The sequence below is a fragment of the Fulvivirga ligni genome, from assembly GCF_021389935.1.
Lineage (GTDB): Bacteria > Bacteroidota > Bacteroidia > Cytophagales > Cyclobacteriaceae > Fulvivirga > Fulvivirga ligni.
This window is the reverse complement of record NZ_CP089979.1, coordinates 1,486,136-1,500,008: the sequence shown is the minus strand read 5'-3', so window position 1 is coordinate 1,500,008 and position 13,873 is coordinate 1,486,136. Positions and strand designations below refer to the sequence as shown.

Sequence of the window (13,873 nt, the reverse complement as noted above, 5' to 3'; positions counted from 1 at the left end):
AGTATTTACTTAAAATGAATAGCTATAATTGATGCTTCCCAGAAACTCAGAAAAAGCTTCTATCCTTTCGTTTTGAGAACTTCTTTTCACCAAAGTACTCGTTACTCCCAAAGCATGTTTTTCAGACAGCTTGTAGTTGCTCCTGAGGTTAAAGCGTATCGTGGATCCCCCATCTTGGCCACTAAGTTTCGTCTTGAAATAGGCCATATTACCATTCAAGGTCATTTTCTTATCCCAAAGTGACTTGTTAGCTCCCAGCGTGAGTCCCCACCGAGTGGAGTTGATGCTTGCATTTTCGAAACTGTTATAATTGAAATTAACTCGATATCCCCAGTCGGACTCTCGGTTATTAAAGCGAAACGAAGCCATAGGCGATTCTGAGACTGTGTTATTATTTCCAACTGCCTCATTGGCAAACTCCTGATCTGTAGCCTGACGACTATAGCCCAAGCTAAATACATAGCGCTTAGTTTTAGATCCGAAATTATAATTAGCGTTTACATTCAGATTGTTAGTAAACTGCTCAAGCTGTAGCGAATCAATAACATCTCTTTTCACCCTATCTATCAGTTGCTGGGTAATCTGATAGTTGTTATATGTACCACTGATGTTAAACTTGGCGCTCGGCGCATAGCTGAGCTGGAGAGAGTTTATCCTTCTGTTGGTTTGATTAGCCTTATTATCCAGAATATTATTCCGCATCCACCCAACGCTGGCATTAACCCTCATTTTTCTTTTGAATAGAGAAAAGCCAGGCGCTATGGTGATATTCTCCTGATCGGTATTGAAGTAATAAGCGCCCATGGTTTGGTATTCGGGTTCCACGCGCTCGTATTGAAGCCTCAGAGAAACGCCTTTAAGCCGGTACGAGAGCCCTGCTTTTCCCGCGGTGAGAAATTGTGTTGAATAATTGACTGTGAGTAAATTAGACACCAATCCACTATTCGGAAGATCTTCTTCAGGAACATCCTCCACATAAAGATTGCTGGTGAAACCACTGAGTCCTACATCCAGATCAAAGATTAACTTTTTAAAAATTACCTGGTGTGTTTTTACAGCCAACACTACGTTTTCCTGAGGGTTTACCATGGCACTATCCGCAGGGCGCTCTATTGAATTCGGGTCATCCCAACCTTTCAGAAATATTAAATCAAGAAAGTTGCTAGATGGGCCGTAGCCTATTTTAAACGAATATCCCTTTCTCTTATAAGTAGGCTGCACAGCATATTCGGCAAAAGGATCAGGCTCAATGGGCTTGAGCAAGGTGCCATACATGCCAGCCAGGCGCCAATTACCAGGAGTTAGCTCGGCACCTACACCATTAAAAATATGACCATTTAAGCTATAATCAGAGAAAGACAAGCTTCTATAGCCTAAATGCAGCTTAGCCCATTTGTAATAAGGGCTTAAGCCAAATTGATTAAAAGGCTGCCTGAAATCCTCATTTTTCTTACTTAAAACAAAGGTAAAAGGCAGTGTAACACCATAAATGTTTAGAGTAGGGCTCCCGGAAAGTGTCCACAGAAACGCATCGCGGGAGGCCCTACTCCGGGTGGTGGAATAAAAATTCGTACTTAAATTGAGACCTCCAGTAAGTTGAACTGGCTTTTGATCCTGAATATTTTCCAGATTTTGCGCACTCAAATAGAATGGCAGTACTGATATAATTAAAGCGGGTAATAGTGCTTTCATGGCCTATGAATTTTTCTTAAGAGACCATTATTGTAATCACACACATACCAGGCTCCATCCGGCCCTATGGTTATGCCGGTGGGTTCGTAAAATTTTGCCTGTCCCGCCTGGCCATTTTGAAAACCAGCTTCTCCCGTTCCTGCCCAGGTACGCACCTGTCCATTGCTTAGTCTGCGCACATCATGATTGGTGCGCTCTACCAAATAAATCACGTCACCATCTGCTATAACATCATAAGGGACACTGAATTGGGCTTCAGCCAATGAGCCATTTACCAGACCAGCTTCTCCATTTCCAGCAAGAGTACTGAGGGTTCCATTTTCAGCATCATAACTGCGGATGCTATGGTTAAGCGCATCCGCAATTATGAGCGTGTTGTCATTGGTTTTATAATAAATGCCTAATGGAAAGTTTAACATGGCAACTTCCGCATCACCATCCTGAAACCCACCCTCACCTGTGCCGATAGCAGTAGAAACCTGCTGCTCAGACATATTTAAAACACGAATGGCATGATTACCGAAATCTGAAATATATAGCAATTGATCGTCTACCGCTACATCAATAGGGGCATTGAAAGAAGCCTCCTGAAGTGAGAAACCATTTTGAAAACCGCTCTGTCCGCTACCTGCCAGAGTAGATACTAAACCACCTACTGAAATTTTTCGGATAGCATTATTATAGGTATCAGCTACATATAAATTACCTTCCGCATCAATATCAATACCTGACGGGCCATTAAAACTGGCTTCATTTGCTTCACCATCCTGCCAACCAGTTTGGCCAGTACCTGCATAAACTGACACTTCTCCTTTTTCTGATATATAATTGATCTGATTTCTCTCAGGAGCTGAAAAGTAAAATCCTCCCTGGGGGGCAGGAACTATCTGAAATGCAGGACCGAAGTTGTCGTTTGGAGATAATCCAGGAAATGTAGATACCACCAGCTCGGCTAGAGGGTTAAAGAGCACTGTAAAATCCGACCCCAGGCTATAGCCGATACCATTATGTAATAATACAGGACCACTAGTAGCGCTGTCTGGGACAATGACCCTAACGCTGTTGTTGCCGGAAGACAAAATAACCGCTAACTCTCCATTCACCCATGCAGAGTCTACATTTTGTAAATTTGATCCCAAAACCTCTACACTATCCCCTAAATAACCTTCAGCAGGCATTAAGCTTGTTATCTGTGGTAAATTAGGGTCTTCTTTCAGCACATCCGGGTCAGTACAAGAAAGGATAAAGAGCAACAGGCCGAAGCATGCGGCTCTTAGGGATTGGTTCATTGGTTTAGATTAAGTTGTTTTTAATGCTTATCAATCACACACATCTGATCCAGAGTTATCGGAGAAGGTATTGCCTGAAGCGGTAAGCGAGCCTCCGAAGTTATCTACCACTATACCGCAGCCTGCACTATTTCTAATGGTGGAGTTTGTTACTTTTAGCACCGGAGGATCATAGGCCCCATCTTTATCTAAGATTATATTGGCCAGTTCATCAGTGATTAAATCACTACCTCCATACTCCACTATACAATAGTTCATTTCATTAAGCACACTATTGCTTTGGACTACCAGACCACGCCAAAAACCAGGAGTTTTATTCACCGCAGTAAAAGTGATCATGTTACCGGAGGTACCTTTTGCGATAATAATTCCGTCATTAGGGCCATTGTAATCTTGCTTAAAATACATGGTTTGGTTAGCGTCGAAGGACAATGTAGCTCCTGCCATAATGGTCAGCTCCGCCTCTACATCAAATGATTGCGCTATTTTGTAAGGTACATCTTCACCAAGGTTAACCCAGTCAGCATCAGATGTTAAAGCATGAACAGGCGAGCCACTAGCGTTGATCTCAACACCATCATATCCGTTATTATTATTGTAATTAGATAGGTCATCGAGCATGTCTGCGTTCTCTGCATCAATTCTTACCGCAGCTTCCTCATTTCCAGAGAACGTGTTATTTAGAAATCCTCTGAGTAAAGTACCATGTTCTACCAAAAACCCATACCCTTCACAATTTTGAATAGTAGAATTCCTTAGAGTTAGACTTCCACTATTACCGGAAGCACCGTCTATAGCTACCCCTGCCTTTAAATCTACACTGCCATAAGAAGCAATAATGTCGCTGCCTGCATATTCTACTATGACATGATCCAGCTGATTACGAACGTCATTGGCTCTCACTTTGATACCCAGCCAATAACCTGGTGTTTTTTGAACTCCTGTAAATCTAATCGGTAAATCTTCCTCACCTATGGCTTCAATCATACCATCTCCGTTTATAAACAGACCAGAGTTTGCTGTAAAAGCAATGTGTACATCTGGATCGATGGTGAGCTCTGCGGTTACCGTAAGAAAACCATCAATCACGTAATCAGGAATATCCGGATCATCATGAATATTTACCAGATGTAAATCTTCGGTGATATTATCCGATAAGGTCTCCTGTCCGAGACCACCCTCATCTTCACCACAACCTGATAATAGAATGACTTGCCCTAGAGCAACCAGCCCAAGGAATAAGTAAGATTTGATTTTGTTAAGTTTCATGGCTTTCTAAAAAATATAGTTTTTATAATTCTTCCCTGATGTAAAATTTTCAGTTCGTACTTACCCGCTCTCATCTCATCAATATTGAGGTAAATCTTCTTGCTAGTCAGCTCCGACAAAGAGCCTCTGTATTCCTTTGGTTTTTCATTGTAACTTTTCACGCTAGGTTCATTCAGATAAAGGATTTAAATCATTCTGATTTGAGTCGCCTTTCTATTCCTGGATCTTGGTCCACCCATCTGACTTTAACGTTTTGCCTGCTTATATTTGTCCCGAAATCATACATATAGAGTTGTATACTTGATTCAGTGGATGTAGTTTCTTGACTAATGAAGTCTCCTGTCATTATTAATGAGCGCCTCGGATCATTGCGATCACCGTATAAGGCCAAGTATTTGTAAGACAGATTATCGTGAAAATCAATATTTTCAGGTTCAAGGTCAAAAAAATCAAAACCACCTACAGGTACACCTATATGCATGTAAGCCATAGCTCCAGCGTCTGAGGCGATGAACACAAAACTATATTCTCCCCCTCTTGCCAGCTTTAAGACAAGATCGGAGTAATCCATTTCATCTGTGAGATTAACATTCACTCCGGGGCCAGAAATGTAGAAGACAAAACTAGGCCTAGTGACATCATTTTCAGGAATCTCATCTACCTCGCAAGAGCCTAAAAACAATAGCGCTACTAAAAGAGATAAATAATGACCTGCCCGGCTTAGAAGGACAGTAATTTGATTGGTTTTAAAAAGTATCATGGTCTGAAGTTTAGAGGTGAACAAAAACCCAACTTCACAGAGCCGTCTTCAAACCAAAGGTATTATGATACTATTTTTCTATATAGGTGATATGTAACAGAAGCTATTAAATATGTAACAAGATCATAAATTACTGAACATAAAACATTTAAAAGGATCACTCTACATCAGCAACATACTTTTGAGCATATTGTCCCGGGGTGCAACCATAGCTCTCTTTAAAGCATTTGGTGAAATAGGATGGGTCATTAAAGCCTACGGAATAGGCTATTTCGGACATATTTACATCGGCTTTTTCTAACAGATCAGCGGCCATTTTTAATCGCTGAGAGCGAATAAACTCAGTGGTAGATACACCCATGAGCGCTTTTAACTTTCTATGTAGTTGCATACGGCTCATGCCAATATCTTTACTGAAATTCTCTGCACTAAAATCAGGTTCCGTAAGCCTGGCATCAAGCAATACCTGTAGTCTGTTCAGGAATTTTTCATCTGCCGAGGTAACTGCTAAATCTTTCGGCTTTAGGATAACCTCCTGACTATATCTGGATCTAAGCTGCTTCCTTAACTCAATAAGATTATTAACCCTTGCTTTAAGAATATCTTGATTGAATGGCTTTACAATATAATCATCTGCGCCATGCACTACACCTTCTAGCTCATTCTCTTCACCTGCTCTTGCCGTAAGCAAAATGATAGGTATATGACTGGTTCGTTCATCTTTTTTCAGCTCTTCACATAACTCAATACCATTCTTCTTAGGCATCATGATATCAGAAATAATGATATCAGGAACAAACTCCAGGGCCAGCTTAATACCCTCTTCACCGTTTCTGGCCTCTTTAATTTGAAAAGTTTCCGAAAACAATTCTACCAATAACTTCCTTAGCTCTCGATTATCCTCTACCAGTAATAATAGTGGAACTTCAGATGTCTTTTCAGTATCGTTCTCTACCTCATCATGAGTATAGTTTACCTGGATGGTTGTTCCTCCAATACCTTTACCTTCTGAAATTTCACTTGCAGCATAAGCATCTTTATGAGCAGGAATTATGACAGTGAACTCGGTATAATTATTATCACTGGTAACGGCAATATTACCTTTGTGAAGTTGCACTAACTCTTTGGTAAGCGCCAATCCTAACCCTACACCTTCCTCGGATTTGGTAGCCCTATAAAAGCGATCAAAAATATGCTTCAAATCTGATTTAGGAATGCTACCTGTGTTGCCAATATTCAACTTGAAGTTGCCCTGGCTAAGTTCAGCTTTCACATCTATTCTTCCTTCTTTCGCCGGAGTATACTTAATGGCATTATACATCAGGTTAACCACCACTTTCTCCACCACCGAAACATCCAACCAAACTGGCTCGCCCATATTGGCCTCATACTGCAGAGGAACTTCCTTCTGCTCAGCGGCAAAATAAAATGAAGAGAGCAGGGCCTTTAAATATTCATCTAATGAAAAAACTGATACATGAAGCTGATCCGTATTACTATCTAGCTTGGTAAGTTCCAATAACTGATCCACCAGGTTCAAAAGCCTATTGGCATTGCCATCAATTAATTCCAAATGCTTTTTTAACCCAGGATCTAAATCTTGTGATTTTAACTCTTGCTCTACAGGGCCTTTAATAAGAGTAAGCGGAGTTCGAAATTCATGAGATATATTGGCGAAAAACCTATTCTTTGCCTTGTCAATTTCTTGTAGTTTTTTAGTGGTTTTCTGTCTATTTACGTAAAGCAGAATAATCAAAAACACCACTACTATGAGCACAAAAATGACCCCAATGAACAACAGCAGTTGATTTTCATTCTGTTGTTCAGCCAGATCATTTTTGGCGGCAAGTAGCTCTATTTCCTTTTGCTTGGTATTAGCCTGGTACTTGGTTTCGAGCGCCAGAGTAATATCATTCTTGGTCTTTTTATAATATGCTTTTCTCTTATCATGAGCTAACTGAGCAAGCTCATAAGCCTTTTCATGATCTCCTACCTCCGCGTAGCAGTATGCTAAATCTTCATTGAGGTAAATGTATCGATCAACCACAGTCAGATCCAGTTTTTCATAAATAGCCTTCGCTCTTAATAATGGACTTAGCGCAGCTTTACAATTTTCTAATCGCCCACTAAGCACTCCCCCATAGAAGACCAGAACCTCTGCCAAGCCTTTCTCTTCTCCTAGTTCTTCTAATCGCTCTATACCTTCCTCAAGTTTCCATAATGCGCTATCATTTTGTTTTACTGAAGTGTAATAATTGCCGTAAGTGGTATAGATACGAGCTAATATGGCATGATTATCACTCTCGCTATAGTAGTATGGAAAAGCTTTATCAAGAAATAACTTGGCGCTATCATAGTTGCCCATTAACCCGTGCATGTCCGAAAGTTGTGTATATATCTTATAAATGAGCTCTCGATTCTTCAACTCTTCAGCTTTGTGCAAAGCCAACATTTGTAGTTCATGAGCTATTGCCACTCCATCAGAGGTAAACGTGGAGCGTGAAATCTCAGACCTATCTAAAATAGCCTGAACTACAGTTTTATTGTTGATGTGATTAGCCTCCGCAATGGAATCTATTTGCAAATAATAGGGAATAGCATTAGCAAAGTCATTATTGCTATAATAACCACGAGCCTTCACCAGCAGTGTATCTAATAACACCTCTGATGACTGTGCCTGACAAACAGATAAACAACTTAAAGCCAGAGACAGACCTAGAAGAATTTGTCTCATGATATGAATTATTACCAAATCTAAATATAGTAATAATTCCTAACAATTTACTCCTTAGAATAAGCCGTCCTACTCAAAATACTTCTACCAAGAGTAATTTCATCCGCATATTCAAGTTCACCACCAATAGGTATACCTCTAGCGATGGTGCTGAGTGAAATGTCAAATTCTTTCAATTTTTTGGTAAGATAGAAGGTGGTGGTATCACCTTCCATGGTAGAGCTAAGGGCAAAAATAATCTCTTTAATCTCACCCTGCGATGCACTCACTCTATTCACTAGCGCATCAATATTCAGGTCTGATGGACCTATTCCTTCTATGGGAGAGATCACTCCGCCCAAGACATGGTAAAGCCCCGTGAACTGCGATGTATTTTCAATGGCCATCACATCTCTGGTGTCTTCCACCACGCACACAATAGATTTATCTCTTCTGTGGCTGATACAAATATTACAGACATCATCATCAGAAATATTAAAACAATGCTTGCAGTATTTTATATTCTGCCTCATTTCCTGCAAAGCAGCGGAAAGTGCCAGTGTCTGATCTTCTGATTCCTTTAATAAATGAAGTGCTAACCGCAGGGCGGTCTTCTTCCCAATACCGGGAAGTTTTGAAATCTCTTCCACGGCCTGCTCTATCAACTTTGAAGGATATTCCATATTACCTCAAAGATACATGACTAGAACCTTCCGGCCGATAAGAAAACGTGATTTATTTAGGTTAAAACTTGAGTTTTAGGCTTCTCCAGGTTTTGCAGAAGGTCTACCCTTCGAGTACCTCAGAAGGACTTTGCTAGAGTAATCGGTCTAGCTTAGGTAAGTAGGTCTTAACTATTCTTTAAAGTAAATGCCACCTGAGGTCAGTCTGAGACCCTCGAAGACAAGACCGGTTTTATGAAAACAGACCTATTTCGCTGTAAAGAAAAGTTTTCTCTTCCAGAAAATTCCAATAACCTTGAGAGTTCAAGGCTTTAAGGAGAGCTAAAGAGATGTAAATCAGCTTAAACTACCTGAGCATCTATACCCACTTCGCAAATGGCCTCTTTCAAAGGCTTCAGTTTTGCGAAAGCTCCTTTTTTAACAGAGCACTTACCTGTATAGTGAATTATGTAGGCACATTGCTCTGCCTGAGTGGTAGAATGCTGGCAAACACGTACGAGTGTTTCAATTACATGATCAAAAGTATTTACATCATCATTAAACACCATGAGATCACGTACGCCATCTACATCTTCTAAAACGTCAACTAATTCTTCTTCCTTATATCCAAAATCCATAAAGCGAGCTTTAGAGTTTACTTGTCAAAAGTAAAAAAAAAATTACAACTTTAGCCGGAATTAGAACACATTTTATGAGCCCAAATCTAGTTTTATCGATAATTGCGGCGTATTTCGCCTTATTAATTCTTATTTCATTTCTCACCGGAAGAAATGCAGATTCCAAGACCTTTTTCACCGCTAACCGCCAGTCACCCTGGTATTTGGTGGCATTTGGAATGATTGGAGCCTCTTTATCCGGAGTAACTTTCGTCTCTATTCCCGGCTGGGTAGCTGACACCCAGTTTGGCTACATGCAGGTAGTATTTGGCTACTTACTCGGCTATTTATTTATTGGCAAAGTACTTATGCCTCTATATTATCGTATGAATCTCACATCCATTTATGAGTATTTGGATCAGCGTTTTGGCTTCTGGTCATATAAAACTGGGGCTTTTTATTTTCTCCTATCAAGAACGGTTGGCGCAGCCTTTAGGCTCTTTTTAGTAGCCGGTGTACTTCAATTTGCTGTTTTCAACGATTTGGGTGTTGACTTTTCTGTAACGGTCTTAGTCACAATCGCCCTTATCTGGATTTATACGTTTAGAAGTGGCATCAAAACCATTGTATGGACAGATACACTACAAACGCTTTTTATGATCACAGCGGTAATAGTAGTAATTTATTTGGTAGCCAAAGATCTGGATATATCTGGTGGTCAACTGGTGAATACGATTAAAGAGAGTGATTATTCTAAAATGTTTTTCTGGGATTGGAAAAGTGGCAACAATTTCTTCAAACAATTTATCTCCGGTGCCTTCATAGCCATAGTAATGACTGGTTTAGACCAGGATATGATGCAAAAGAATCTCACTTGTAAAAATATTGGAGAGGCTCAAAAGAACATGCTCTGGTTCTCTGTGATTCTGGTTTTTGTAAACTTACTCTTCCTCTGTATGGGGGCTCTTCTGTATTTATATGCTAACAATAATGGCATAGCCATACCAGCTAAAACAGATAATCTATTCCCTATGCTGGCACTGGATCATTTTAGCCAGTTTGCCGGAGCCATGTTCTTACTCGGAATCATTGCTGCCGCATATAGCAGTGCTGACTCTGCACTTACTGCACTTACCACTTCTTTTTGCGTAGACTTTTTAAATTTCAAACAAAGAGAAGAAACACTGGAAGTACAGAAAAAGCAAAAAAGAACAAGATTGATTGTACACGTTTCATTCTCGCTACTGCTCTACATTGTTATTATCATTTTCAATGAAATTAACAATGAGGCCGTAATCAGTCTGGTATTTAAAGCCGCAGGATATACCTACGGACCTTTGTTGGGGCTTTATGCTTTTGGGCTATTTACAAACTATAAATTAAAAGATGGAGGAGTACCAATAGTATGCCTTTTAAGCCCGATAATATCTTATGTTATTAATATAAATTCCGAAGCATGGTTCAATGGCTATAAATTCGGATTTGAAATTTTGATCGTGAATGGAGCTCTGACCTTTATCGGGTTATTATTGCTCATAAAAAAAGTCGCCCCTAGCCAAAAGGGCGACTTAAGCGCTGTAAATTACTAAAACCAACTAAAACAACTACAGCTTCTTTAACCTTAACCTAACGATATAACTATATCCAAGGCTTGTGCCAAAGGCAGAATGTACCAAAAACAAGTTTAAAGACACATTTCAGAAAAGAATCTATCCCAATAAGAGAATCTGATCTCATTTTGAATCTCAAGATTGAATTAATCATAATATAAAGACATAAAAAAAGCCGCCCTTTACCAGAGGGCGGCCATTAGCTGTACATACTAAAACCAACTAAAAACGAAAATCATACAGCCTTTTAATCAACCTAAACCTATCTTCCTTATTACAACCTATGTGCCAAAAGCAAAAATGCTTCTGAGAGGTCATATATGTAAGTTTTTACATAATTTTGGTCTCGTTTTCGGAAACTTTTCCGGCAGACAGACTATAACCTTTCGCTTCAGTTTTAAGCTTACTAAACTCTTCGTTTAGATTGTAAAGATTTTGAAAACCAGCTTGAGACATAGTGAACGCCACCATAGCACTTCTTCCTCCCATCCTGCAATGAATAAAATAAGCTTTGTCCTTATTTAGAGCCAAAAGCTTATCGGTTTCAGTACAAGGAATATTTGAGGCCTCAGCGAATGATTCTGCTTTAAATTCTTTCTCCGTTCTTACATCCAACAACACTGCATCAGGAGTCGTATTAAACAACTCCAAAAATTCCTTAGAATTTAAATTTCTATACGCTTTCATAATTTAATTAAATATAAATAGTTGTGTCAGTTAAATACTGCATGGTATTAACCTAACACTGTGCCAATCTAAAAACGACATTTTTGAGCGTTTTCTTACATATGAACAGAAATTTAAAAGCAGAATTAGGAATTACTTTCCAAAATCGGGACTCAATTGACGGGTAGGCCATTTACGATTATTTAAAACGATCAATTAATTATAGTATTCGTATTATAGATTTTGGTCTAAAAAACTGGTTGCCAGCTGAAGAAGCTCATCTTCATAGATGCGGTAATGAAATACAATTGTTATTTTTTATAAAATAAAATCAAGAGATAGCCGTCCGTTAGATAGACAGTTTAATTAAAATCCTTATTTTTAATGAATCTGCAATAACCAACTATGTTCAATAAGATAGCCATCGCTATAGCTTTTTCTCCAAGACTTCAAACTCTGCTTGCGGAAGCAAAGAGGGTTCAGGCGCTTTTCAAAAGTGAGCTAATCATCATCCATGTGGGCTCACATACTGATAAAGAGGATGCTTTTATGATGGAAAATCTGCAGCAAGCAGACATCACGGAAGATGTGAAGGTTATCTGGGAAGCGGGAGACCCTGCCAAAAGAATTCTGGCAGTTTGTAAAAAGGAACGCATTGATCTTTTAGTAGCTGGTGCTTTAAAAAAAGAGGATTTTATCAACTATTACCTTGGCTCCATTGCCAGAAAAATATTGCGTAAAGCTGATTGTTCTGTACTTATGCTTACGGAGCCTTCGCTTGAAAGCAACCCTAGCAAGAGAATGGTAATTTATGCAGAGAACAGCCCTTATTCGATACAAGCGATTAAGGCAGGAACATATATTGGAAAAACACAGCATTCTCAGCAGCTCCATATTGTACGAGAGATAAAATTATATGGGCTAGCCATGTCCGTGAGTAGCGAAAAAACAGAGGAGGAGCTAACGGAAATAAGAAGAAACTTAGTGAACGAGGAAATTCTTATCGTTGAGAACATTTTGAAAAAGATGGATATCAGCGGTCTGAAAGTAAATATAAAGGTGATCTCAGGTAAATCTGGTTTTGAGTTAGCCAACTTCTGCAATCGTACCAGAGCAGACTTATTGGTAGTAGGATCTCCTAACAGGAAAATGGGAATCTTTGATCGGGTTTTCCCACATGATCTTGAGTATGTGTTCGCTGATCTTCCGTGCGATCTTTTAATTGTAAACCCAAAGAAAAAGAATGGATAAGCTGAACCATAGCGAAGTTATTAACTTACTCATACAGCTATGTGTAATGCTTAGCTTAGGAAGACTGTTAGCAGAGCTTGCCCGTAAGTTTAAACAACCCGCTGTGGTAGGAGAAATATTGGCGGGAATTATTCTGGGACCAACCATTCTGGGAAACTTTACCCCTGAGATATTTGAGATGCTTTTCCCCTCCACAGGTGCCTCTGCAGTGGTGCTGGATGGATTTATTCAGGTATCAGTAGTGCTCTTGCTATTCATAGCCGGGCTGGAGGTAGATCTCCATATAGTCTGGCAACAGGGAAAACAAGCGCTCTATGTAAGTTTAGTATCACTAGTTATACCTTTTGTGGCAGGTTTTATAGTTACCTGGTTCTTCCCCGAGCTTTTTGACTATGCAGATGAAGATAAAAGGCTGGTCTTTGCTATGTTTATAGGCACTGTAATGTCTATTACTGCCTTACCGGTAGTGGCCAGAGTACTTATGGACCTTGAAGTTTTCAAGACCAGAATGGGCATGCTTATCATCGCATCGGCCATGATAATAGATCTGGTGGGATGGATCATTTTTACCATTATATTAAATATGATGGGCACAAACTCAGAATCTCTAAGCCTTTCCAAGACAATATGGATATCAATAGGATTTACAGTATTAATGCTAACTATTGGTAAAGGATTGATTAACAAAGCATTACCCTGGATCAACAAACGTTTGGCCTGGCCTGGCGGTTTGTTATCATTATCATTAGCCTTCTGTTTCTTAGGAGCAGCCTTTACCGAATATATTGGTATTCACAGTATCTTCGGCGCCTTTATTATTGGTGTTGCATTAGGAGATTCAAAGCATCTTTCTGAAAGAGCGAAAGAAATCATACATCAGTTTATCAATAATATATTCGCACCTTTATTCTTCATTTCTATTGGTTTAGGCATCAACTTCATAGCAGCATTCAATCTGCAAATCATCCTGGTACTACTTGTACTCGCCTTTATTTTTAAAGTCTTGGGTGCCACTTTAGGCGCTCGTATGGGCGGACTTCCTAAATACGAATCATACGCAGTAGGCTTCGGCATGAACACCCATGGCACTTTAGAAGTAATCCTCGGAGCCATTGCACTGCAAGCTGGCCTAATTACCGATGAAGTGTTAGTAGCCATTCTGGTAATGGTAGTAGTAACTATAGTAGCCTCTGCACCTTTAATGAAATACTGTCTTAAGTTTGTTTCTTCAAAAAATTAGAAAGACTTAAACCAATCGTCTTATAATTTTGTATTTAAGCTAATGTTTGTGCTAATAGAAGAGTATGTTTGGCAACATATAGGTCCATTGAATAGATTAGATAA

General features: G+C 39.5%; 11 protein-coding genes. 3 read left to right on the top strand and 8 right to left on the bottom strand.

Going from position 1 to position 13,873, the window contains the following annotated elements; genetic code table 11:
- Positions 1-9 precede the first annotated feature (9 nt).
- The 7 genes from LVD16_RS06670 to LVD16_RS06640 all read right to left on the bottom strand — a co-directional run bounded on the left by LVD16_RS06670 (position 10) and on the right by LVD16_RS06640 (position 9,023).
- Positions 10-1,692: a hypothetical protein gene (locus LVD16_RS06670; protein ID WP_233773144.1), complete on the bottom strand. Its 1,683-nt coding sequence runs from the start codon at positions 1,690-1,692 to the stop codon at positions 10-12.
- A complete protein-coding gene (locus tag LVD16_RS06665; protein WP_233773143.1) occupies positions 1,689-2,981 on the bottom strand; it encodes an NHL domain-containing protein in 1,293 nt (430 codons plus the stop codon). Before LVD16_RS06665 ends, LVD16_RS06670 begins: the two co-directional genes overlap by 4 nt.
- A 30-nt stretch (positions 2,982-3,011) precedes the next feature.
- Entirely contained in the window at positions 3,012-4,250 is a 1,239-nt protein-coding gene (locus LVD16_RS06660) for a NosD domain-containing protein (RefSeq protein WP_233773142.1), read from the bottom strand.
- A gap of 190 nt (positions 4,251-4,440) precedes the next feature.
- Complete coding sequence (locus LVD16_RS06655) at positions 4,441-5,010, bottom strand: hypothetical protein (RefSeq protein WP_233773141.1); 570 nt, start codon at positions 5,008-5,010, stop codon at positions 4,441-4,443.
- Positions 5,011-5,167: 157 nt separating this feature from the next.
- Positions 5,168-7,744: a response regulator gene (locus LVD16_RS06650; protein WP_233773140.1), complete on the bottom strand. Its 2,577-nt coding sequence runs from the start codon at positions 7,742-7,744 to the stop codon at positions 5,168-5,170.
- A 47-nt stretch (positions 7,745-7,791) separates the two neighbouring features.
- Positions 7,792-8,406, bottom strand: coding sequence for a recombination mediator RecR (recR, locus tag LVD16_RS06645; RefSeq protein WP_233773139.1), 615 nt, complete (start codon positions 8,404-8,406; stop codon positions 7,792-7,794).
- 341 nt (positions 8,407-8,747) lie between these two features.
- The gene (locus tag LVD16_RS06640; protein WP_233773138.1) at positions 8,748-9,023 is read right to left on the bottom strand and encodes an ATP-dependent Clp protease adaptor ClpS; all 276 of its coding nucleotides are present in this window, start codon (positions 9,021-9,023) and stop codon (positions 8,748-8,750) included.
- 74 nt (positions 9,024-9,097) lie between these two features.
- Between LVD16_RS06640 and LVD16_RS06635 the strand changes: the two genes are divergently transcribed.
- Positions 9,098-10,591, top strand: coding sequence for a sodium:solute symporter (locus tag LVD16_RS06635; protein ID WP_233773137.1), 1,494 nt, complete (start codon positions 9,098-9,100; stop codon positions 10,589-10,591).
- A 351-nt stretch (positions 10,592-10,942) separates the two neighbouring features.
- Here LVD16_RS06635 and LVD16_RS06630 read toward each other — a convergent pair whose 3' ends face one another.
- On the bottom strand, positions 10,943-11,299 hold the full coding sequence (locus LVD16_RS06630; protein WP_233773136.1) for a rhodanese-like domain-containing protein: 357 nt from the start codon (positions 11,297-11,299) through the stop codon (positions 10,943-10,945).
- Between the two features lie 384 nt (positions 11,300-11,683).
- On the opposite strand from LVD16_RS06630, the gene LVD16_RS06625 reads away from it, so the two are divergent.
- Both LVD16_RS06625 and LVD16_RS06620 read left to right on the top strand, forming a co-directional pair.
- Complete coding sequence (locus tag LVD16_RS06625) at positions 11,684-12,529, top strand: universal stress protein (protein ID WP_233773135.1); 846 nt, start codon at positions 11,684-11,686, stop codon at positions 12,527-12,529.
- A complete protein-coding gene (locus LVD16_RS06620) occupies positions 12,522-13,769 on the top strand; it encodes a cation:proton antiporter (protein WP_233773134.1) in 1,248 nt (415 codons plus the stop codon). The genes LVD16_RS06625 and LVD16_RS06620 overlap by 8 nt, the downstream gene beginning before the upstream one ends.
- Positions 13,770-13,873: the final 104 nt, after the last annotated feature.